General features: G+C 72.4%; 19 protein-coding genes and 1 riboswitch. Of the genes, 12 read left to right on the forward strand and 7 right to left on the reverse strand.

The features are described from left to right. Positions 1 to 492 precede the first annotated feature (492 nt). The 3 genes from AC068D_RS13835 to AC068D_RS13845 form a co-directional block, all read right to left on the reverse strand. On the reverse strand, positions 493 to 1,938 hold the full coding sequence (locus AC068D_RS13835) for a hypothetical protein (RefSeq protein WP_478823220.1): 1,446 nt from the start codon (positions 1,936 to 1,938) through the stop codon (positions 493 to 495). A gap of 123 nt (positions 1,939 to 2,061) precedes the next feature. Then, the gene (locus tag AC068D_RS13840) at positions 2,062 to 3,189 is read right to left on the reverse strand and encodes an alpha/beta hydrolase (RefSeq protein ID WP_478823221.1); all 1,128 of its coding nucleotides are present in this window, start codon (positions 3,187 to 3,189) and stop codon (positions 2,062 to 2,064) included. Between the two features lie 81 nt (positions 3,190 to 3,270). Then, positions 3,271 to 3,957, reverse strand: a complete 687-nt coding sequence (locus tag AC068D_RS13845) for a class II aldolase/adducin family protein (protein WP_478823222.1) — start codon at positions 3,955 to 3,957, stop codon at positions 3,271 to 3,273. A 279-nt stretch (positions 3,958 to 4,236) separates the two neighbouring features. Here AC068D_RS13845 and AC068D_RS13850 point away from each other — a divergent pair, with 279 nt between their 5' ends. From AC068D_RS13850 to AC068D_RS13880, 7 genes are all read left to right on the forward strand, one after another. After that, a complete protein-coding gene (locus tag AC068D_RS13850; protein ID WP_478823223.1) occupies positions 4,237 to 5,478 on the forward strand; it encodes an inorganic phosphate transporter in 1,242 nt (413 codons plus the stop codon). Between the two features lie 16 nt (positions 5,479 to 5,494). Further along, the gene (locus AC068D_RS13855) at positions 5,495 to 5,716 is read left to right on the forward strand and encodes a hypothetical protein (RefSeq protein ID WP_478823224.1); all 222 of its coding nucleotides are present in this window, start codon (positions 5,495 to 5,497) and stop codon (positions 5,714 to 5,716) included. A gap of 131 nt (positions 5,717 to 5,847) precedes the next feature. Continuing rightward, positions 5,848 to 5,983, forward strand: a riboswitch (cobalamin riboswitch). Positions 5,984 to 6,014: 31 nt separating this feature from the next. Next, entirely contained in the window at positions 6,015 to 6,995 is a 981-nt protein-coding gene (locus AC068D_RS13860) for a cobalamin biosynthesis protein (RefSeq protein WP_478823225.1), read from the forward strand. Further along, the gene (locus tag AC068D_RS13865; RefSeq protein WP_478823226.1) at positions 6,992 to 8,500 is read left to right on the forward strand and encodes a cobyric acid synthase; all 1,509 of its coding nucleotides are present in this window, start codon (positions 6,992 to 6,994) and stop codon (positions 8,498 to 8,500) included. The genes AC068D_RS13860 and AC068D_RS13865 overlap by 4 nt, the downstream gene beginning before the upstream one ends. Positions 8,501 to 8,594: 94 nt before the next feature. Further along, the gene (locus AC068D_RS13870; protein ID WP_478823227.1) at positions 8,595 to 10,634 is read left to right on the forward strand and encodes a putative cobaltochelatase; all 2,040 of its coding nucleotides are present in this window, start codon (positions 8,595 to 8,597) and stop codon (positions 10,632 to 10,634) included. Beyond that, a complete protein-coding gene (gene cobO, locus AC068D_RS13875) occupies positions 10,634 to 11,242 on the forward strand; it encodes a cob(I)yrinic acid a,c-diamide adenosyltransferase (RefSeq protein ID WP_478823228.1) in 609 nt (202 codons plus the stop codon). The genes AC068D_RS13870 and cobO overlap by 1 nt, the downstream gene beginning before the upstream one ends. Beyond that, complete coding sequence (locus AC068D_RS13880; protein ID WP_478823229.1) at positions 11,236 to 12,597, forward strand: cobyrinate a,c-diamide synthase; 1,362 nt, start codon at positions 11,236 to 11,238, stop codon at positions 12,595 to 12,597. The genes cobO and AC068D_RS13880 overlap by 7 nt, the downstream gene beginning before the upstream one ends. Positions 12,598 to 12,611: 14 nt before the next feature. On the opposite strand, the gene AC068D_RS13885 is transcribed toward AC068D_RS13880, so the two are convergent. Continuing rightward, positions 12,612 to 13,349, reverse strand: a complete 738-nt coding sequence (locus AC068D_RS13885; protein ID WP_478823230.1) for a ZIP family metal transporter — start codon at positions 13,347 to 13,349, stop codon at positions 12,612 to 12,614. Between the two features lie 47 nt (positions 13,350 to 13,396). On the opposite strand from AC068D_RS13885, the gene AC068D_RS13890 reads away from it, so the two are divergent. From AC068D_RS13890 to cobC, 3 genes are read left to right on the forward strand one after another with little or no spacing between them, the layout of a single operon-like run. Further along, on the forward strand, positions 13,397 to 13,981 hold the full coding sequence (locus tag AC068D_RS13890; protein ID WP_478823231.1) for a cobalamin biosynthesis protein: 585 nt from the start codon (positions 13,397 to 13,399) through the stop codon (positions 13,979 to 13,981). Continuing rightward, positions 13,978 to 14,790, forward strand: a complete 813-nt coding sequence (locus tag AC068D_RS13895; protein WP_478823232.1) for a sirohydrochlorin chelatase — start codon at positions 13,978 to 13,980, stop codon at positions 14,788 to 14,790. Before AC068D_RS13890 ends, AC068D_RS13895 begins: the two co-directional genes overlap by 4 nt. Next, complete coding sequence (gene cobC / locus AC068D_RS13900) at positions 14,787 to 15,842, forward strand: Rv2231c family pyridoxal phosphate-dependent protein CobC (protein WP_478823233.1); 1,056 nt, start codon at positions 14,787 to 14,789, stop codon at positions 15,840 to 15,842. The genes AC068D_RS13895 and cobC overlap by 4 nt, the downstream gene beginning before the upstream one ends. Before the next feature lie 65 nt (positions 15,843 to 15,907). On the opposite strand, the gene AC068D_RS13905 is transcribed toward cobC, so the two are convergent. The 3 genes from AC068D_RS13905 to AC068D_RS13915 all read right to left on the reverse strand — a co-directional run bounded on the left by AC068D_RS13905 (position 15,908) and on the right by AC068D_RS13915 (position 18,949). Then, positions 15,908 to 16,579 (reverse strand): hypothetical protein, encoded by a 672-nt coding sequence (locus tag AC068D_RS13905; RefSeq protein WP_478823234.1) that lies wholly within the window; start codon positions 16,577 to 16,579, stop codon positions 15,908 to 15,910. A 35-nt stretch (positions 16,580 to 16,614) separates the two neighbouring features. After that, complete coding sequence (locus AC068D_RS13910) at positions 16,615 to 17,547, reverse strand: SCO1860 family LAETG-anchored protein (RefSeq protein ID WP_478823235.1); 933 nt, start codon at positions 17,545 to 17,547, stop codon at positions 16,615 to 16,617. A gap of 316 nt (positions 17,548 to 17,863) precedes the next feature. Further along, positions 17,864 to 18,949 (reverse strand): amidohydrolase family protein, encoded by a 1,086-nt coding sequence (locus AC068D_RS13915; RefSeq protein ID WP_478823236.1) that lies wholly within the window; start codon positions 18,947 to 18,949, stop codon positions 17,864 to 17,866. Between the two features lie 466 nt (positions 18,950 to 19,415). Between AC068D_RS13915 and ectA the strand changes: the two genes are divergently transcribed. After that, a complete protein-coding gene (gene ectA, locus AC068D_RS13920; RefSeq protein ID WP_478823237.1) occupies positions 19,416 to 19,919 on the forward strand; it encodes a diaminobutyrate acetyltransferase in 504 nt (167 codons plus the stop codon). 23 nt (positions 19,920 to 19,942) lie between these two features. Further along, a complete protein-coding gene (ectB, locus tag AC068D_RS13925) occupies positions 19,943 to 21,211 on the forward strand; it encodes a diaminobutyrate--2-oxoglutarate transaminase (RefSeq protein ID WP_478823238.1) in 1,269 nt (422 codons plus the stop codon). Positions 21,212 to 21,234 lie beyond the last annotated feature (23 nt).

Below are 21,234 nucleotides of genomic sequence, written 5' to 3' on the forward strand. Positions count from 1 at the left end.
CGTCGGATGCACGGGGCTCCCGGCCCACGAGGACCGCACGGCGGTGGGACGCCCCCGGCGGTAGGCGGGGAGACTCGACCGCCTACCGCATGTGTTCGGGCGTTCCGTCATGGAGTGCCGTGGCTGTCATCGTGCGCCCCCGGGATTGCGGGACAGTCCTGGTCACTGCGGTGACCGGGCCGCAGGGGACGGCCAGGTCCTGTCCGGGCGGTCTCTGAGGATCGGCCCGCGGCGTCATGCATGGGGTCCCCCGGGCCCGCCAGGGCCGAGGGGAGGCATCACAAGGCGGTGGGGCCGCTCCCCCTGGCCCCGCTCGGGGGTACTCCGGCCGGAAGCCCGCCGAGATCGCCCTCGTACCGGACGTACTCGGGCGACTCCGACAACGAAGCGCGGGGGTACTCCCCCTGGCTCCGCCGGGGGTGCCCCCACCCGGCGGTGGCCGGTGGAGTGCCGCAGCTGTCGTCTCGGGCCGAGAGGATCGCCGGACAGGACCTAAGAGCCTCCCGTGTGGACCTGGAAGGCCGCCCGCCGGACGGCTTTGGCCAGGGCCGGGTCGGGGTGTGCGGCCGCAAGGGCCACGAGGACCTGCACGGTGCGCGGGTGGCCGACGGCCCTGACCTCCGCGAGCAGAGCGGGGATGGTCCCCTGCACCGCCGAGTCGAGGTGGCGTACCAGCAGCGTGCTCTCGCCGTGGTCGGCGACGGCGGCAGCAGTGTCCACCCAGAGCCACGTCGCCTCTTCGCGGGTGAGCACCTCTGCGGTGTCCTCGGGGTCGGCTCCCTCGTACTCGGCGAGCCACAGCAGGGCGTACGGCCGCAGGGACGGCTCCTCGGCCGCGGCGCGCACTCCGGCCTCGGCGGGGGCTCCGACGACACGCATCGCCTCGAACGCAAGGCCACGGAGCAGGGCGTCCTCGCCCCGGGCGGCGGCGAGGAGTTCGGTGACGGCGGTGGAAACGGTGCGGGCCGCGAGCCAGGCACGGTACTCGTCACGGGCGGGTCCGGGGGTGAGCCCGGCGCAGCCGCGGAGCATGTCCTCGGCCGACTGCTCGATATGGCCCGCAGGGCTCTGGGCGGCGACGCAGATCTGCTCGAGCTTGACCCAGACCGCCCAGTTGCCGAGCGGGGTGAGGGTGGCCTGGCCCTCGCCGAGGGTCAGCGCGCCCACGGCGGCGAGGCCCTCCAGGGCCCATCGGAGCAGGACGGAGAGGGGCACGCCGGACGCTGTGGCCGAGGCGGCCCTCGTGGCGGGAGCCGCTCCGGCAGGGCCGGTTCCCACGGCAGCCGACGTGACCGCCTCCGTCGTGGCGATCGCGGCAGCGGCATCTGGCTGCGGGCCGTAGGGGACTTCGCAGCGCTCCTCGCGGAGTTCCTCGACTCGCTGCCGCAGGAGGTCGAGCAGGGCCGGAACGAGCACGGGGCCCGCGGAGAGCTGGAGCAGGGAGAGCACCTGGGGGACGGCTTCGACGACCTCGGCGACGGCGGCGGGCGCGACACCCGCCGGCGCCGGGTGGACGAGTGACCACGCGTCGAAAAGGGCGACCCAGCCACGCAGCACGGCGGTGTCGTCCCTGTCCCAGACGTTCAGCCGCCATCCGGGGCGCACCGTGTCGCCGTGGAGTTCGACGAGTCCCGCGAGCCGGGCCCGGTCCCAGCCCGCACTGACCTGCTCCGGCGTCAGCTCCAGTGCACCGGCCGCCCGTTCCCGAGCGGCGGTGCCCACCGCGGCGTCACGGGCGTCGGCGGCCCAGCGGGCGACGCGGACCGCGTCGGCGAGGACCCCACGGGCCTGGCGGGCCAGTTCCGCGGGAGGCGGGGTGCCCTCGGGCGGGCGCGGAGCGGGGCGCGTACGCCGGTTCGACACGGCGCGGCGGGCCGTGACGGTGGGACGAGGGCGGACAAGACGGAGTCTGGAGTCGCGCAGGTTACGGGACGTCACGGGGGGCAGTCTTCCCGCTGTGGGCCGGAAAGCCCAAACGGAACCGGCGCTCCTCCGGCGCGCAGTCGCCTCCGTCCGGGTCCACGCCCTGTTCAGGGCCCGCACAGCGCCGACGGACACCTGCTAGACGAGCGGCGTGAGGAAGCGTCGGAGGGCCTCTTCGTAGCGGGCCGGGTCGGCATTCCACATGGCACCGTGCGGGGCGTCCGGGACGGTCTGGAGGGTGACCAGGTCCGGGCGGCGGGCGGCGAGTTCCTGGGAGGGCCCCCAGGGGGCGACCCTGTCGTCGGGGCCGTGGAAGACGAGGACGGGTACGCGCAGCGCGTCGGGATCGGCGGCCTCCCGCAGCCGGTCGCCGTGCAGCCCGGTCCGGCCCTGGGCCGCGCGCACGGCGAGCGGCAGCAGGACGGACGGCGTGCGGCGGGCGCCGGCAAGGGCGCGCAGGGTCGCTTCCCAGTCGAGCACCGGGGAGTCGAGGACGAGCCCTGCGATCCGGTCCCGTTGCGCGGAGCTGGCGGCGGCGTGCAGGGCCATCGCGCCGCCGGTGGACCAGCCGTGCACCAGGACGCGCTCGGCCCCGGAACGCACGGCGTGGCGGATGGCGGCGTCGAGGTCGCGCCACTCGGAATCACCGAGGTGCCCGAGGCCGTCCGGGGGACGGGGCGCACCGGCGTCGCCCCGGTAGGCGATCGACAGCACGGGCAGGCGCAGTCCGACCAGGAACGGCATCAGGTTCAGTGTGTGTTCCCTGGTGGCGCCCAGGCCGTGCACGGCAATGACCCATGTGGTGCGGGGTCCGGGAACGAACCAGGCGGGAAGGGGACCGAGTTCGCCGGGGATCTCCACGTCCTGGTGGTCGATCCCGAGGGCGCTGTCCGGGGTTCCGGCGTGCAGCTGAGGGGTGAACCTCACCTTGGTGCCGATGTCGAGGCCGCCGTGGCCGACGCTCTCCAGCCTGCGGACCACGGTGTCCGCGGCGTGGGGCACGTCCTCGAGCACCGGTCCGACGACCGCGTGCACACCGGTCCCGACGAGTCCGTACGTACCGGGGCGCCGGGAGACCAGGCTGCGGGTGAGGGTGATGCGTCCGGGACCCGTGGCGTGCACCGTCAGCCGGGGCTCGCCTGGCAGGGGCCGTCCGGGGGGTGCCTTGAGCGCGGCGTCGCTCGCGTAACGGCCGGCCGCGAACGTGGCCGCACCGATACCTAGCAGGGTGGTGACGGCCGCTGCCGTCGCTGTAGCCGGGCGCACTGTTCCAGTGTCGTCATGCCCCGGCACTGCTGCCAGTGGGCGCGTCCCAGGGAGTGAACGCGCCCCGGCTGCCGACGGGGCTCAGCCCGGCTGGCCGTAGCCACGGAGTTTGTCGCGCACCTCGTCGACCTGGGCCCGGGAGAGCAGGGACGGCTCACGGCCGGGCAGGGAGCTCGCGGCGAGCCAGACCCTGCACATCCATTCCAGCTGGGCGGTCCGGTCGTACGCCTGGTCGAGTGAACCGCCGTACGTGACGGTCCCGTGGTTCCGGAGCAGACACCCCGTGCGGTCCGCGAGCGCGTCGAGCATGTTCCCGGCCAGCTCGTCCGTTCCGTAGAGGGCGTACGGGGCGACGCGGACGGGCCCGCCGAGGGCCGCGGCCATGTAATGGATCAACGGCAGTTCGGTGGTCAGCGTGGACACGGCGGTGGCATGCACGGCGTGGGTGTGGACGACGGCGGTCGCATCCGTGGCGCGGTAGATCTCCAGATGCATCGGCAGCTCACTGGTGGGGGTGAGATCGCCGATCAGCCGCTTCCCGTCCAGCCCGACGGCGACGACGTCCTGCGCGCCGAGTCTGTCGTAGGGCACTCCGCTCGGAGTGACGAGGACGAGGTCACCGGCGTCGGTCGGGACGCGTACGGAGACGTTTCCCGAGGTCCCGACGACGAGTCCGTCCGCCACGGTCCGGCGGGCGGTGGCCACGAGGCCGGCCCATGCCTTCCCGATGAGGTCCTGCCGCTGCTTCTCCTGCTGCCACCCGGTCATGCAGTGATCCTTCCAGGCCCTCCACCGCTCACGGGCCGGGGTGACCGGAATCTCCTCGGCGGTTCACGGACGGCGCCGGCGGGGTCCGGGGCACGGTGGCGAAATGCCCTTCAGGCCCTCCCCGACACGGATCCACCGGACTCCGCGGTCCCTCCGCTTCACAAGCGGAGGGGGAGAAACTCGCTTGGTGACACCGCAACGCCCGACCCAGTTCATCTTCCGTTCACCCAGATTGCCTACGTTCGGCGGGCCACTGACGTCCAATAGAAGCCTGGGTAAATGGAAAACATCACGCTTCTCCTCGGGATCGTGATCATTACCGCTCTCGTGTTCGATTTCACGAACGGTTTCCACGACACAGCCAACGCGATGGCGACGACCATCTCGACCGGTGCACTCAAGCCGAAGACGGCGGTGGCCATGTCCGCCGTGCTCAATCTCGTCGGCGCCTTCCTGTCCGTCGAGGTCGCCAAGACGATCTCCGGCGGAATCATCAACGAAGAGGGCATACGCACAGAAGTGATCTTCGCGGCGCTCGTCGGCGCCATCCTGTGGAACCTCTTCACCTGGCTGCTGGGCCTGCCGTCCAGCTCCTCGCACGCACTCTTCGGCGGTCTGATCGGTGCGGCCGTGATGTCCGCCGGCTTCTCCGCCGTCGACGGCGGCACCATCGTCACCAAGGTCCTGATCCCGGCCGTCGCCGCCCCGCTCGTCGCCGGCCTCGCCGCGTTCTTCGCGACGAAGCTGACGTACAAGATCGGCAGCACGGCCGACGACAAGGCCACCTCCAAGGGCTACCGCGCCGGCCAGATCGCCTCGGCCGGGCTCGTCTCCCTCGCCCACGGCACGAATGACGCGCAGAAGACCATGGGTGTCATCACCCTGGCCCTCGTCACGGGCGGCGTCCTCGCCCCCGGCTCGAACCCCCCGATGTGGGTCATCGTCGCCGCCGGTGTGGCGATCGCGCTCGGCACGTACCTCGGCGGCTGGCGCATCATCCGCACCATGGGCAAGGGCCTGACCGACCTCCGGCCGCAGCAGGGCTTCGCCGCCCAGACCAGCGCGGCCACGGTCATCCTGGCCTCCTCGAACCTGGGCTTCTCGCTCTCCACCACCCAGTCGTGCTCCGGCGCCGTGATGGGCGCGGGCCTCGGCCGCAAGGGCGGTGTGGTCCGCTGGTCCACCGCGACCCGGATGTTCGTCGCCTGGGGCCTGACCCTGCCGGCCGCCGGTCTGGCCGCAGCAGGCGCCGAGTTCCTGACCGCTCAGGGCACCTGGGGCATCGTCGCCGTCGCGGTGCTGCTGATCTCGGGCTCGGGCGCCATCTGGGCGCTCTCGCGCCGCAAGCCGGTGGACCACACGAACGTCACCGACGACGAGATCGGGGAGCCCGCGGGTGTGATCACCACCGCCATCGCCGCCGTCACCCCGCCTCCCACCGTGGCCGCGGCCGAGGAGCTGAAGGCCACCATCCCGGCACCCGCCGGTGAGACCTCCCCCGCACCCACCGCCACGGTGTAAGGAAAGAACGAACAGCATGAAGATCGACTGGGCAGCTCTCGGCTCCGTCTTCGGCGTGAGCCTCGTCGTCACCGTCGCCCTGGTGGGCATGTTCACCCTGGGCATCGTGGGCCTCTCCCGGCAGGAAGCGGCCGCCGCGCAGGGTGGCTCCGCGCCCCTCGCACGCACGGGCGCCTACGCCTCCTTCGCGCTGTGCGCGGCCGCGGTCGCGTACGGCATCTATCTGATCGTGATCTGACGGCCCCGAACCGCGGACGATCCCACAGGGCAGGAGCCGGACCTCTTCCGAGAGGTCCGGCTCCTGCCGTGTCCGGGACCCGTGTGGGACTCCGCACACTGTCCCTGCGCAGGTCAAAGGCGAGTTGACGGGTGTTCGCGGCCCATGGTGGACTTCCGGAGCCATTACGGCGGCAGAAGAGGAAGCCGGTGCGAATCCGGCGCGGTCCCGCCACTGTCACGGGGTGTACTCCCGGAGCCAGGAACTCTCTCCCGCCGGTCACGTCGAGCCAGGGCGCGGACCCTGAGTGAGGACGAACATGCCTGCCGAGCCGGGAGGCTGGGGGGGTGTCTCCCCAGGGATCACTTTTGCGTGCGGTGCCGCAGCCGGACTTGCCGGCGACCTGCTTCTCGGCGATCCGCGCCGCGGGCATCCGGTCGCCGCGTTCGGCCGGGCCGCCGCTGCCGTCGAACGGGCGCTCTGGCGCGACCACCGGGGCTGGGGCGCTCTGCACACCGCCGTGTGCGCCGGCGGCGCGGTCGCGATGGGCGCGTTCGCCGCTGCCGGCCTGAGCCGTTCCCGTACCGCGTCCGTCGCCCTGGTCGCGGCCGCCACATGGACGGTCGTCGGCGGTACTTCGCTGGGCCGGGAGGCCGAAGCGATCGGCGCGGCGCTGGCGGCCGGGGACATCGAAGCCGCCCGCGAGCGGCTGCCCCATCTGTGCGGGCGTGACCCGCAGGCACTCGACGGCCCCGGGATCGCCCGCGCCGTCGTCGAATCAGTCGCCGAGAACACCTCCGACGCCGTCGTCGGGGCCCTGGTGTGGGGCGCGCTCGCCGGGGTGCCGGGGCTCGTCGGCTTCCGCGCCGTGAACACCCTGGACGCCATGGTGGGGCACAGATCTGCCCGCTACCGACGGTACGGCTGGGCGTCGGCGAGGCTGGACGACGTGGCGGGCTGGCCGGGTGCACGCCTCACCGCCGGACTCGCGGCAGTCGCGGGCGGCGATCCGCGCGGTGCCGTACGGGCCTGGCGCCAGGACGCCGCGAAGCATCCGAGCCCCAACGCGGGTCCGGTGGAGGCGTCGTTCGCGGGCGCGCTCGGGGTAAGGCTCGGGGGGACGCTCTCGTACGGCGGGCGGGTCGAGCACCGGCCCGTGCTCAACGCAGCGGGGCGCGCCGTCGAGGTCGCGGACATCGGGCGGGCGGTGCGGCTGTCGCGGCGCGTGGGCGTACTGGCGCTTGCGGTGTGCGCGGGCACGCGGCTCGTGCACGGGGCAGTGAGGGGGAAGCGGACATGAGCGGTGGTGGACTGCTGGTCGCCGGGACCACGTCGGACGCGGGCAAGAGCGTCGTCACGGCGGGGATCTGCCGGTGGCTGGTGCGCCGGGGCGTGAAGGTAGCGCCCTTCAAGGGGCAGAACATGTCCCTCAATTCCTTTGTGACCCACGAGGGGGCGGAGATCGGCCGGGCGCAGGCCATGCAGGCCCAGGCGGCCCGTGTGGAGCCCTCGGCGCTGATGAACCCGGTGCTGCTCAAGCCGGGCAGCGACCGCTCCAGCCAGGTCGTCCTGATGGGCAGGCCGGTGGGCGAACTGAGTGCGCGCGGCTACCACGGGGGGAGGCAGCGGGAGCTGTTCGAGCCGGTGGTGGAGTGCCTGGAGAAGCTCCGGAGCACGTACGACGCGGTCATCTGCGAAGGAGCCGGCAGCCCCGCGGAGATCAACCTCCGCCGCACCGACATCGTGAACATGGGCATCGCCCGGGCCGCGCGTTTTCCCGTGCTGGTGGTCGGGGACATCGACCGGGGCGGGGTGTTCGCGCAGTTCTTCGGCACGACCGCACTGCTCGCCCCCGAGGACCAGGAACTGGTCGCGGGCTATCTGGTCAACAAGTTCCGGGGCGATGTGACGCTGCTGGAGCCGGGTTTGGAGATGCTGCACGGGCTGACCGGACGCCGGACCTACGGCGTCCTGCCGTATGCGCACGGACTCGGCATCGACGAGGAGGACGGCCTGCGGGTCTCACTGCGGGGGGCCGTTCGCGAGTCCCTGACCGCGGCCCCGGTGGGTGAGGACGTGCTGCGCGTGGCTGTGTGCGCCGTACCGCTGATGTCCAACTTCACCGACGTGGACGCGCTGGCGGCCGAACCCGGCGTCGTGGTGCGTTTCGTGGACCGCGCCGAGGAGCTCGTCGACGCCGATCTGGTGGTGGTTCCCGGTACCCGCGGGACCGTGAAGGCGCTCGGCTGGCTGCGCGAGCGCGGGCTCGCGGACGCCATCGCACGGCGCGCGTCGGAGGGCCGCCCGGTGCTGGGCATCTGCGGCGGATTCCAGGCCCTGGGCGAGCGCATCGAGGACGACGTCGAGTCACGGGCCGGCGAGGTCGAGGGCCTCGGCCTGCTGCCGGTACGGGTGCGGTTCGCGCAGGAGAAGACCCTGGCGCGACCGTCCGGGGAGGCGCTCGGGGAGCGGGTCGAGGGCTACGAGATCCATCACGGAGTCGCCGAAGTGACCGGCGGTGAGCCCTTCCTGGACGGCTGCCGGGTCGGCGCCGTCTGGGGCACCCACTGGCACGGCTCGCTGGAGAGCGACGGCTTCCGCCGGGCGTTCCTGCGGGAAGTGGCGGCGGCCGCCGGGCGCCGTTTCGTACCGGCCCCGGACACGAGCTTCGGCCTGCTGCGCGAGGAACAGCTGGACCGCCTCGGCGATCTGATCGAGGAACACGCCGACACGGACGCGCTGCTGCGGCTGATCGAGAGCGGAGCGCCCTCGGGGCTGCCTTTCGTCGCGCCGGGTGCGCCGTGAGAGGCGGGATGCCGCTCGGGCGGGAAGAGATCCCCGGGCCGGCCGACGAACGACTGGACGTGCCGGTGGGGCGCGAGCGGGAGGATCGGAACGTATGAGTGGTGCTGTTCATTACCCCTTCACCGCGATCGTGGGCATGGACGATCTGCGGCTGGGACTACTGCTGAACGCGGTTTCGCCCGCCGTGGGCGGGGTTCTCGTGCGCGGCGAGAAGGGCACCGCCAAGTCGACCGCCGTGCGCGCGCTGGCGGCCCTCATGCCGGACGTGGACGTCGTGTCGGGATGCCGGTTCTCCTGTGCGCCGGGGGCGCCCGATCCCGCCTGCCCGGACGGCCCGCATCGGGACGGGGCCGGGATGGCACGTCCGACGCGGATGGTGGAACTGCCCGTCGGTGCCTCGGAGGACCGGCTGGTGGGGGCGCTCGACATCGAACGGGCCCTCGCGGACGGCGTGAAGGCCTTCGAGCCGGGTCTGCTCGCGGACGCGCACCGAGGGGTGCTCTACGTCGACGAGGTCAACCTTCTCCACGACCACCTGGTGGACCTGCTTCTGGACGCCGCCGCGATGGGCGCCTCGTACGTGGAACGCGAGGGCGTGTCCGTGCGCCATGCCGCACGCTTCCTGCTCGTCGGAACGATGAACCCCGAAGAGGGTGAGCTGCGGCCGCAGTTGCTCGACCGTTTCGGGCTCACCGTGGAGGTCGCTGCCTCACGGGAACCGGACCAGCGGGTGGAGGTCGTCCGGCGGCGGCTTTCGTACGACGACGACCCGGCCGCCTTCGCCGCACGCTGGGCGGACGAGGAGGCGGCGCTGCGCGAGCGGATCGTCGCAGCCCGGGATCTGCTGCCTCAGGTCGAGCTCGGTGATGCAGCGCTGCGGCAGATCGCGGCGACCTGCGCGGCGTTCGAGGTGGACGGTATGCGCGCCGACATCGTGATGGCCCGGACCGCCACCGCGCTGGCCGCCTGGGCGGGGCGTACCGACGTACGGGAGGAGGACGTACGGCAGGCCGCCCTGCTCGCGCTCCCCCACCGCCGGCGGCGCAATCCCTTCGACGCGCCCGGCCTCGACGAGGACAAACTCGACGAGACGCTGGAGCAGTTCGGCGGCGACGACGAGCCGGAGCCCGACCCGGACGGAGGGCCCGAAGGGCCCGACGGCGGACCCGGAGGCGGTGGCGGAATCCCGCCACAGGGGGAAGGTCCGGATGCGCAACCGCCCGCGGACGGCCCCGAGCAGGAACCGTCCGCGGCCGGCGCCCCGGGGCCGGGCGCGGGCGAGCAGACCGCCGTGAGGGCCGCCGAGCCCTTCCGCACCAAGATGCTGACCGTGCCCGGGCTCGGCGAGGGCGCGGCCGGGCGCCGCTCACGCGCCCGTACCGAGCACGGCCGCACCACCGGGGCCCGGCGGCCCCAGGGAGCGCTCACCAAGCTGCATCTGTCGGCAACCGTGCAGGCCGCGGCCCCGCACCAGCGGGCGCGCGGTCGTTCGGGCACGGGTCTGGTGGTCCGGCGGGACGATCTGCGCCAGGCGACCCGTGAGGGCCGCGAGGGCAACCTCGTGCTGTTCGTCGTGGACGCCTCCGGGTCGATGGCGGCACGCCGGCGGATGGGGGCGGTCAAGGGCGCGGTGCTGTCGCTGCTGCTTGACGCGTACCAGCGGCGCGACAAGGTCGGTCTGATCACCTTCCGGGGCAAGGACGCCGATGTGGCGCTGCCGCCGACGTCGTCGGTGGACGCGGCGGCCGCGCGTCTGGAGCAGCTGCCGACGGGCGGGCGCACACCCCTGGCCGCGGGCCTGCTCAAGGCCCACGACGTGCTGCGGGTCGAGCGGCTGCGCGATCCCGCGCGCCGCCCCCTGCTGGTGGTGGTCACGGACGGCCGGGCGACCGGTGGACGTGGCGGTGACGCGCTCGCGCTCGCCTCGCGCGCCGCCCGGCTGCACGCCGCCGAGGGCACGGCGGGCGTGGTGGTGGACTGCGAATCCGGCCCGGTACGACTCGGGCTGGCCGGCGATCTCGCCCGTGAACTCGGCGGCACGGCCGTCACGCTCGACGAGCTGCGCGCCGACAGCATCGCCGGACTGGTCAGGGACGTACAGGCAAGCACGGGAACCAACAGGAGGGCCGCGTAATGCCGCAGGGACAGCCGACCACCGTTCCGGACGACGGACTCACCACCCGCCAGCGCCGCAACCGCCCGCTGGTGATGGTGCACACGGGCATCGGCAAGGGGAAGTCGACCGCCGCCTTCGGAATGGCGCTGCGCGCCTGGAACCAGGGCTGGTCGGTCGGGGTGTTCCAGTTCGTCAAGTCGGCGAAGTGGAAGGTCGGCGAGGAGAACGCGCTCAAGGTCCTCGGCGCGAGCGGTGAGGGCGGCGCCGTCGACTGGCACAAGATGGGTGAGGGCTGGTCCTGGATCCAGCGCGCCCCCGCCGAGGGCGAGCAGTCCCACGAGGACAAGGCGCGCGAGGGCTGGGAGCAGGTCAAGCGCGACCTCGCGGCGGAGAAGTACACGTTCTACGTCCTGGACGAGTTCGCTTATCTGCTGCACTGGGGCTGGATCGACACCGCCGAGGTGGTGCAGGTGCTGCGCGAGCGCCCCGGCACCCAGCATGTGGTGATCACGGGCCGCAACGCGCCGCAGGAACTGGTCGACTTCGCCGACCTCGTCACCGACATGTCCAAGGTCAAGCATCCGATGGACGCGGGCCAGAAGGGCCAGCGGGGCATCGAGTGGTAGCACGTCTCGTCATCGCCGCACCGGCGTCGGGTAGCGGCAAGACCACCGTCGCGACGGGCCTGATGGCGGCCTTCACGGCGGGCGGTCTCGCCGTGTCCCCGCACAAGGTGGGTCCGGACTACATCGACCCCGGCTATCACGCACTGGCGACCGGCCGGCCCGGGCGCAATCTCGACGCCTACATGTGCGGCACCGACCTGATCGCACCGCTCTTCGCACACGGCGCGCGGGGCTGCGATCTGGCGGTGGTCGAGGGTGTGATGGGGCTGTACGACGGTGCGGCGGGACAGGGTGAACTCGCGTCGACCGCCCAGGTGGCGAAGCTGCTGCGGGCCCCCGTGGTGCTGGTCGTGGACGCCTCGTCGCAGTCACGGTCGGTTGCGGCGCTGGTGCACGGCTTCGCCTCGTGGGACCCGGAGGTGCGGCTCGGCGGGGTGATCCTCAACAAGGTCGCGACCGACCGGCACGAGGCACTGCTGCGCGAGGCACTCGAGGAGTCGGGTGTGCCGGTGCTGGGTGTGCTGCGGCGCGCCCCCGCGGTGAGCACACCGTCACGGCACCTGGGCCTGGTGCCGGTGGCCGAGCGGCACTCCGAGGCCGTGGACGCGGTGCGGGCGCAGGCCGAGCAGGTGCGGGCGGGCTGCGATCTGGAGGCGTTGCTGGCGCTGGCGCGAAGCGCTCCGCCGGTGACGGCCGGGGCCTGGGCCCCCACCACCGGCCCGGACCGGAGCGGCGGCCGGGGACCGGTGATCGCCGTGGCGGGCGGCGCCGCCTTCACGTTCTCGTACGCCGAGCACGCGGAGCTGCTGGAGGCTGCCGGAGCGGAGGTGGTCCCCTTCGATCCGCTGCGCGACGAAGAACTTCCCGAAGGCACCGGCGGCATCGTCATCGGTGGCGGTTTCCCCGAGGTCTACGCCCCCGAGCTGTCAGCCAACTCCCGTCTGCGCAAGGCGGTTTCCGAGCTGGCGCAGGCGGGCGCGCCGGTCGCGGCGGAGTGCGCGGGGCTGCTCTACCTCGCACGCTCACTGGACGGCAGACCCATGTGCGGGGTGCTGGACGCCGAGGCGCGGATGTCGGAGCGGCTGACACTCGGCTACCGGGACGCGGTGGCGGTGAGCGACAGTGTCCTGGCCGCGGCCGGGACTCGTATGCGTGGGCACGAGTTCCATCGCACGGTCCTGGAGCCGGGCGCGGGGCCACAGGCGGCCTGGGGGCTGCGGCAGCCGGAGGCACGGGTCGAAGGCTTCGTCCAGCAGGGGGTGCATGCAAGTTATGTGCATACGCACTGGGCCGGCGTGCCGGAGACGGCGCACCGCCTCGTCCGAAGATGCGCGGAATGGTCCCGGCGGGCGTGAGCGGCTGCCCGGCGTCATTCCGCCACACCCGTCACGAGCCAGATGAACGCCACTCCCCCCACTGTGCACAGCAGCGTGGACCGGGCGGGGTGCTGGTGGTGCGCCTCGGGAAGGATCTCGGCCGCCGCCAGATAGACGAGCACACCCCCGAAGAGGCCGAGATAGCTGCCCAGCAGTTCTTCCGGCATGGTGAACAGCAGGGTCGACGCGGCGCCGGCGACGGGTGCGAGCGCGGCGGCGAAGAGCATGGCGAGGGCCTTGCGGCGTTCGTTCCCGTACAGGCTGGTGACCGTGTACGTGTTGAAACCGTCGGCGAAGTCATGGCTGATGACGGCGAGCGCGACCGTGGCGCCCATGCCCCCGCCCGCCTGGAAGGCCGCTCCGATGGCGATGCCGTCCATGAGGCTGTGGCCGATCATCGCTGCGGCGACGGTCATGCCGACCTCCGGCACGCGATGGTCGTGTACACGTCCGTTGTACGCACCGTGCGAGGCCTGACGGGCCGCCAGCAGCCGCTCCACGAGGTGGGCGAGGAGGAATCCGCCCACGAACAGCAGCAGGGCCTGCGGCACCCCGAAGACCTCGTGGCCCGCCGCGTGCATCGCCTCCGGCAGCAGGTCGAGCCCGGCGGCGCCCAGCATGAGCCCGCCCGCGAGGCCCAGCACGAGGTGCCTTCGGTCGGTCACACGCTGCGCCGTCCACCCGCCGGCCAGCGTCATCAGGAACGCGCCGAGCGCGACGAAGACCGCCATGGGTTCTTGCTAGCGGATGCAGCCCCTCCGGCGCCGGGCGCCACGCCATGAGCGGCGTGGTCGTCGGGGTCGGTGCGCGGCCCGGGGCGCCGGTCGAGGAAGTACTCGAGCTGATCCGGGCGGCACTGCTGGACGCCGGGGAGCGGGCCGGTCCGGTCGTCGCGCTGGCGACGGTGGACGTCAGGGCGGCGGAGCCGGGGATCGTCGGGGCCGCGGCGGCGCTCGGCGTACCGCTGCGCGGGTATCCGGCGCAGGAGCTGGCACGGGTGCCGGTGCCGCATCCCTCCGGGGCGGTGCGGAGCGCTGTGGGCACACCGTCGGTTGCCGAGGCGGCGGCGCTCGCGGGTGGTGGCGATCTGCTCGTGCCGAAGCGGAAGTCGGGGACGCAGGGGCGACCCGGCAGGGTGACCTGTGCGATCGTACGCCTTCCGGACTCCCCGGTTCCGGACCTACAGGTTCGGGAACCGGCCGTGCTCCGGACGGCAGGCCGCGGCGCGAGGACCCGCCCCGGGCCGGCGCCGGCCGGGGAGACGCCGCAGGCCACCGCCCGGTGTGGATCCGGTGACGTTGGACATGATGCGACGCAAGCGGCAGCACCGGCATCGCCGCCCCGCCCCGAGGAGATCGTGTGACTTCCCCGCCCGCACTGCTCATCGCCGCCCCCGGCGCCCGGCACGACGCCGCGGCCGCCGGGTTCCAGGATTTCGTGGCGCTGCTGGGCAGCCGTCACCCGGATGTTCCGGTGGCCGGCGGCCTGATCGGTGCCGACCGGTGGCCGGTCGCCGAGGCGGTGGACGAGCTCGTTGCCGCGGGCGCGAGCCGGATCACGACGGTCCCGCTGACGCTGGTCCCCGACGCGCGGGCCGAGGACGCGTTGGCCGGTGCCCTGGCGGCGGTGCCCGGGCGGCACCCCGGGCTGTCCGTCGCCCGGAGCCGGTCGCTCGGCCCTGCTCCGGCCCTGCTCACGGTGCTGGAGCGGCGGCTGGACGAGGCGCTGGGCGTGGGTGCGGCGGGCCGTACGCCGAGAGACCGGGCAGAGGTGACCGCACTGCTCGTGGCTCCGGGCTCCACCGCGCCCGATGCCAACGCCGAGGTGCACCGGGCGGCGCGGCTGCTCTGGGAGGGGCGGGGGTACGCAGGGGTCGAGACGGCGTTCGTGTCGTCGGCCGCACCCGATGTACCGGCCGGCCTCGACCGCTGTGTGCGCCTCGGGGCCCGTCGTATCGTCGTGCTGCCGTACATCCTGTTCGACGGCGGTCCGGTGGAGCGTGCGCGACTGCAGGCGGAAGGCTGGCAGGCCGTGCATCCGCAGACCGATGTGCGGTTCGCCGAAGTGATCGGCCCCGTGGGCGAGTTGGCCGATCTGGTGGTGCAGCTCTACCGGGAGGCCGCCTCCGTCCCCGTACCCCCGCAGCAGCCCTCACGAGCAGGACGACCATGAACTCGCACGCCGACAGCCATGATCTGCGCCACCACGGCGACGCGGAGGTCCGGGACGGGAGGCTGACCGATCTCGCGGTCAACGTACGTACCGGCACTCCCCCGCAGTGGCTGCGCGACCACATCGCCGGGTCGCTGCCGTCGCTCGCCGCCTACCCCGACGGGCGGGCCGCCCGGGCCGCGGTCGCGACGCGGCACGGTCTGCCTCCGGAGCGGGTGCTGCTGACGGCCGGGGCGGCGGAGGCGTTCGTGCTGCTCGCGCGGGCGCTGCGGGTGAGCAGGCCGCTCGTGGTCCATCCCCAGTTCACGGAGCCCGAGGCGGCACTGCGGGACGCGGGCCACCCGGTGAGCCGTGTGGTGCTGCGCGAGGAGGACGGCTTCCGGCTCGACCCGGACGCCGTGCCCGAGTCGGCGGACCTCGTCGTCATCGGCAACCCGACGAACCCGACGTCGATCCTGCATCCGGCCGACGCGATCGCCGGGCTGGCGCGGCCGGGCCGGGTCCTCGTGGTGGACGAGGCGTTCATGGACGCGGTGCCGGGCGAGCCGGAGGAGCTGGCGTCACGCACCGATGTCCCGGGGCTGGTGGTGCTGCGCAGCCTCACCAAGACCTGGGGGCTGGCGGGGCTGCGGATCGGCTACGTACTCGCCGCACCGGAGACGATCGCCCTGCTGGAGCGTGCTCAGCCGCTCTGGCCGGTGTCGACGCCGGCCCTGGCGGCGGCCGAGGCGTGTGTCTCGCAGCGGGCGCTCACGGAGGCGGCGGAGGCGGCGGAGCGCATCGTCAAGGACCGGGCGCATCTGCTGGCCGGACTTGCGGAGTTCGACGAGGTGCGGGTGGTGACGGAGGCGGAGGGACCCTTCGTGCTGATCCGTACGGAACGCGCGGACGAGGTGCGCGAGCGGCTGCGCGGTCTGGGTTTCGCGGCACGGCGCGGGGACACGTTTCCCGGCCTGGACCACCGCTGGCTCCGTGTGGCGGTCCGCGACCGCGCCACGACCAACCGCTTCCTGCAGGCACTGGACCAGGCTCTGACGATGGTCGGCGGATGAGCGGAGCCGTTCCCCCTGCCCGGGCCGTCCGCCACCGGGGGCAGGTGGAGGGCGGGCCGCGGTGGTCAGCGGCCCGTGGGGTTCAGCCCCAGCTCGTGCCGCCAGCGCCATGACAGCGCGAGGCAGGCGCGGCCGGCTGGCAGGGTCTCCTTGTGGGAGGCGTAACCCAGTACGTTCCCCTCGCTGAACCTGATCCCGCGGTAGCCCGAGCGGGCGCGGGGACCGACGACGAGCACGCCCTCCTCGTTGCGCTGCCCCATGGACGCGAAGATCCTGTCGAATGCCTCCGCGTCCCACACGCAGACCAGACAGATCTCCGGCTTCCAGGTGAGCGGGTCCAGTCCGATCCCCAGGAAGCGCACACGGACCTTCCCGTCCCGTCGCGCCCGCTCGAAGTCCGCGAACGGTATGTCGTGCCCGTAGTCGAGGGTCACGCCGCCGCCCCCCACGGCGTCGGGGACGGCGAGGAACTCCTCCGCGTACTCGCGCACCGCCGTCCTCCACAGGTCGAGATCGGACTCCCACACAGGCAGGACGTCCGCATGCGGCTGGAACTCGCCGGCGGGGGCCACGTGCGTGGTGTGCATGGCCACCGCGACACCCCCCTCACGCCGGTGCAGGAAGAAGCAGGCGTCGTCCCCCTCGGTCCGCACCGTGAGAACGCTGACGGCGGGCAGCGCCGCACGGCCGCCCAGCCTGAACGGGCCACCGAGACCGCGGCGGTAGCGCCCGCGCAAGGGGGCGGCCGTGCCCCGCAGATCGAGCAGAGGCCCTAGTCGCGGGCCCGCCGGCGGGCCAGGGCCACCGCGCCCGCGCCCGTGGCGAGGAGCGCGACTGCACCGGCAGCGACGAGCACCGTCGTGGGGCTGCTGCCCGTCGCCGCGAGACTGTCGGAGCCGGGGTCGGAGGGCGCGGACTCGGCGACGGCCGGCGTCGCGGGTTCCACACCCGTCTGGGGCTTCACGTCCGGCGTGGTCGCCGGGGCGGGACCGGGCACCTCGCAGGCCGCGGCAGCCAGCGTCACCACGCCCTTGACCTCGGCGACGTTGAGCTTCAGCGGATTCACTGACACGTTCAGTCGGAGCGCGGTCGCCGCCGCCGTGCGCGAGGTCGTCTCCTTGTGCGACAGGACGAGAGTGACCTCGCCGGCGCCGGGCACTGCGACCCGTGTCGTGCCGCCCGCCGTGAGCCTGACCTTCTTGCCCAGCACCCGGACCGTGCCGAGCACATTCGACTCGGCCACCGGCTTCCCGCCCGCCTCGCAGACCGCCCGTGCGGTGACCTTCTCCACCTCGATCAGCGAGAGCAGCGGCAGCCCCGGCACATGCACCTTCGCCCGGGCGAGGTCGGCGTGGCCCTCGGACTTCTCCCGGTCCGCGGTCGCCTCCGCGCTCGCCGCGTCCGCACGCAGCACACTGAACGGCCGCCCCTGGTCGACGCCCTCCAACTGGACGGTGAGCGCGGTCCTCTGGGCACTCGCGGGGGCCTCGACCTCGTTGAGGGAAGCCTTGAGCGGCACATTGACCGTCCGGTTGAGCAGGGAGACGTCAAGACCGGTACGGAGCACGACCGCGCTCGCCCGCCCGTCGCCGCCCGTCGCATGGGCCGGGGCGGCGAACGCCGCGGGCCCCGCGGCGGCCAGTGCGACGGAGACCGCCGCGGCTGCGGAACGGCGTGCGGGCACACGGAAGGTGTTGCTGTTCACGGTGGTGGAACCCCCACAAGAGACATGGCATCGCCAGGCCGCCCGCCACGGGGACTCGTGCGCGTCGGCGGCGACTGAGAACACCCGAATACTCGCGCACCGAGAGTGAACAGACCGACACCTGGAGTGAGTTCACTCAAAAGTGGCGTTTCCGCGCCCGCGTTCGATTAATCGGGCACGGGTGTTCCCGGAAACAGCCACTGCGGCGAGACAGGGGGCGCGCGCCGGTCGCTCTCGGCCGGGTGCGCCGAACCATGCTCAACGAACGACGCCCACCGTGCGTCACGCTTCGTCAACCCGGCCGCGGCCCGGTGGTTCAGTCCATCACACGGCCGCTGACAATCACCCGCCGTGGCGCAGCCAGCACCCTTACGTCCGCGCGCGGATCCGCTTCGTACACCACCAGGTCCGCCGGCTCGCCCTCCTCGAGTCCCGGGCGACCCAGCCAGCTGCGTGCGCCCCACGTCGTGGCCGAGAGCGCGTCGAGCGCCGGGATGCCGGCCTTCACCAGCTCCGCCACCTCCGCCGCGACGAGCCCGTGCGGCAGCGAGCCGCCCGCGTCGGTACCGACGTAGACCGGGATGCCCGCGTCGTACGCCGAGCGGACCGTGTCGTACCTGCGCTCGTGCAGTCGCCGCATATGAGCCGACCAGCGCGGGAACTTGGCCTCGCCACCCGACGCGAGGCGCGGGAACGTCGCGATGTTGACCAGCGTCGGGACGATGGCGACACCGCGCTCGGCGAACAGCGGAATGGTCTCTTCCGTCAGCCCGGTCGCATGCTCGATGCAGTCGATGCCCGCCTCGACGAGATCCCTCAGCGAGTCCTCGGCGAAGCAGTGCGCGGTGACGCGGGCGCCCAGCCGGTGCGCCTCCGCAATGGCCGCCTCGACGGCTTCACGCGGCCAGCACGCACCCAGGTCACCCGCCTCGCGGTCGAGCCAGTCGCCGACGAGCTTGACCCAGCCGTCACCCCGGCGCGCCTCCCTCGCCACGTACGCGACAAGGTCGTCGGGTTCGATCTCATGGGCGTAGTTGCGGATGTAGCGACGGGTGCGGGCGATGTGCCGGCCGGCCCTGATGATCTTCGGCAGATCGTCGCGGTCGTCGATCCAGCGGGTGTCCGCGGGTGAACCGGCGTCCCTGATGAGGAGCGTGCCGGCATCCCGGTCGGCCAGCGCCTGTTTCTCGCTGGTCGCCTCGTCCACCGCACCGTGCTGGTCCAGCCCGACATGGCAGTGGGCATCGACCAGCCCCGGGAGCGCCCAGCCCTCGACCGTCCTGGCCTCTCCCGATGGACGCCGGAACGTGATGCGCCCGCCGACCACCCAGAGCTCGTCCCGCACCTCATCGGGCCCGACGAGCACCCGCCCCTTCACATGCAGCACCACGCGATCGCTCATGAGCAGCACTCTACGAGCCCCGCCCCGGCCCCGGCCGGGCACGGCCGCAAGCGGAGCGGGCGGCGTCCGGAGCGGTGCAGACGGCGGCCGACCGCCGGACGAGCAATGCCTCCCGCCCTCCGGCACGCGAGAAATAAATGGCATATGAATTAAAGAATAGAGGAGCCCTTTTATCGGAAGGGGCTCCCCGCATTCTCCTGCCCGCTTTCCGTGACCCTAAACGCTAGAGTTTCATCAAGGTGGCCTGACCTCACGGAACGCGCATTCCGGACGCGTTCCACGGAAGTCACGAGCATGTGACCGACTCCACACGCAAGATCTTTTGCCCGATAACTCCCGTACAAATAGGGAGGCTTCGCCATCTGCTCGCGCCAGTGCGCACCCGCGCGCGATAACACACAGCGGCTCTCCACCCAACCCCTTCCATCGATGCAATCCGCGAATTTGCTCGGTAAATTGAATTCGCATGACCACCGCACTGAGCATCGACAGCCCACGCGTCGAGGACGGAGCCGCGATCTGGCGGATCGCACGTGATTCCGAGGTACTGGACCTGAACTCCTCGTACAGCTATTTGCTGTGGTGCCGCGACTTCGCCGCGACCTCCGTGGTGGCCCGTGGCACGGACGGTGAGCCGATCGCATTCGTCACCGGCTACATCAGGCCGGAGCGACCGGAGACGCTGGTCGTCTGGCAGGTCGCCGTCGACGAGGCGCATCGCGGCCGCGGACTGGCCGGGACGCTCCTCGAGGCGCTGACGCAGCGCGTCGCCGCCGCACACGGCATCCGCGCGATCGAGACGACCGTCACCCCCGACAACACCGCGTCCGACCGCCTCTTCACCTCCTTCGCGGCCCGCCGGGGCGCGTCCCTGGAACGCGAAGTCCTGTTCGACGGCGGGCTGTTCCCCGACGGGGCACACCAGCCCGAGGTGCTTTACCGCATCGGCCCGATCACCGTCACCGTCTGACCCCCACATCAGGAGAGATCGCTGTGACCATCACCCCGCCCGCCCTGAGTGTCTTCGAGACCCTGGAGTCGGAGGTGCGCAGCTACTGCCGCGGTTGGCCCGCCGTGTTCGACCGCGCGCAGGGCGCCCGACTCACCGACGAGGACGGCCACACCTATCTGGACTTCTTCGCCGGCGCAGGATCACTCAACTACGGCCACAACAACCCGGTACTGAAACGTGCGCTCCTCGACTACCTGGAGCGCGACGGCATCACCCACGGCCTGGACATGGCGACGACCGCGAAACGCGCCTTCCTGGAGTCCTTCCAGAACATCGTGCTTCGGCCGCGCGATCTGCCGTACAAGGTGATGTTCCCCGGCCCGACCGGCACCAACGCCGTCGAGGCTGCGCTGAAGCTCGCCCGCAAGGTGAAGGGCCGCGAGTCGATCGTCTCGTTCACCAACGCCTTCCACGGCATGTCGCTGGGCTCGCTCGCCGTCACCGGCAACGCGTTCAAGCGGGCCGGCGCGGGCATCCCGCTGGTGCACGGCACGCCCATGCCGTTCGACAACTACCTCGACGGCCAGGTCCAGGACTTCCTCTGGTTCGAGCGGCTGCTCGAGGACCACGGCTCCGGTCTCAACAAGCCCGCCGCGGTGATCGTCGAGACCGTGCAGGGCGAGGGCGGCATCAATGTCGCCCGCCCCGAGTGGCTCCGGGCGCTCGCCGACCTCTGCCACCGCCAGGACATGCTGCTCATCGTCGACGACATCCAGATGGGCTGCGGCCGCACGGGAGCCTTCTTCTCCTTCGAGGAGGCAGGCATCACCCCGGACATCGTCACCCTGTCGAAGTCCATCAGCGGCTACGGAATGCCCATGTCCCTCTGCCTGTTCAACCCGGAACTGGACGTCTGGGAGCCGGGCGAGCACAACGGCACATTCCGCGGCAACAACCCCGCTTTCGTCACCGCAGCCGCCGCACTGGACGCCTACTGGGCCGATGGCCAGATGGAGAAGCAGACCATCGCGCGCGGTGAGCAGGTCGAGCAGACGCTGCTCGCGATCGCCGACGAGAACTCCGCCCACGGAGCCCACTTCCGGGGCCGGGGACTGGTCTGGGGCCTGGAGTTCGCCGACAAGTCCCGGGCGTCCGCCGTCTGCGCCCGCGCCTTCGAGCTCGGTCTGCTGCTGGAGACCTCGGGTCCTGAGAGCGAGGTGGTGAAGCTGCTGCCGCCGCTCACCGTGACGCCCGACGAGCTGGACGAGGGCCTCAGCACCCTCGCCCGAGCCGTCCGCGAGACCGCCTGAACACCGAAAGCTGGAGAGGAAGC

This window comes from Streptomyces sp. NPDC043861 (genome assembly GCF_056435905.1).

Coding starts and splice junctions, on each gene's coding strand:
- AC068D_RS13845 (WP_478823222.1), bottom strand. CDS start 3,957: ATGACCGGGTGGCAGCAGGAGAAGCAGCGGCAGGACCTCATCGGGAAG.
- AC068D_RS13850 (WP_478823223.1), top strand. CDS start 4,237: ATGGAAAACATCACGCTTCTCCTCGGGATCGTGATCATTACCGCTCTC.
- AC068D_RS13855 (WP_478823224.1), top strand. CDS start 5,495: ATGAAGATCGACTGGGCAGCTCTCGGCTCCGTCTTCGGCGTGAGCCTC.
- AC068D_RS13860 (WP_478823225.1), top strand. CDS start 6,015: ATGCCTGCCGAGCCGGGAGGCTGGGGGGGTGTCTCCCCAGGGATCACT.
- AC068D_RS13865 (WP_478823226.1), top strand. CDS start 6,992: ATGAGCGGTGGTGGACTGCTGGTCGCCGGGACCACGTCGGACGCGGGC.
- AC068D_RS13870 (WP_478823227.1), top strand. CDS start 8,595: ATGAGTGGTGCTGTTCATTACCCCTTCACCGCGATCGTGGGCATGGAC.
- cobO (WP_478823228.1), top strand. CDS start 10,634: ATGCCGCAGGGACAGCCGACCACCGTTCCGGACGACGGACTCACCACC.
- AC068D_RS13885 (WP_478823230.1), bottom strand. CDS start 13,349: ATGGCGGTCTTCGTCGCGCTCGGCGCGTTCCTGATGACGCTGGCCGGC.
- AC068D_RS13890 (WP_478823231.1), top strand. CDS start 13,397: ATGAGCGGCGTGGTCGTCGGGGTCGGTGCGCGGCCCGGGGCGCCGGTC.
- cobC (WP_478823233.1), top strand. CDS start 14,787: ATGAACTCGCACGCCGACAGCCATGATCTGCGCCACCACGGCGACGCG.
- AC068D_RS13915 (WP_478823236.1), bottom strand. CDS start 18,949: ATGAGCGATCGCGTGGTGCTGCATGTGAAGGGGCGGGTGCTCGTCGGG.
- ectA (WP_478823237.1), top strand. CDS start 19,416: ATGACCACCGCACTGAGCATCGACAGCCCACGCGTCGAGGACGGAGCC.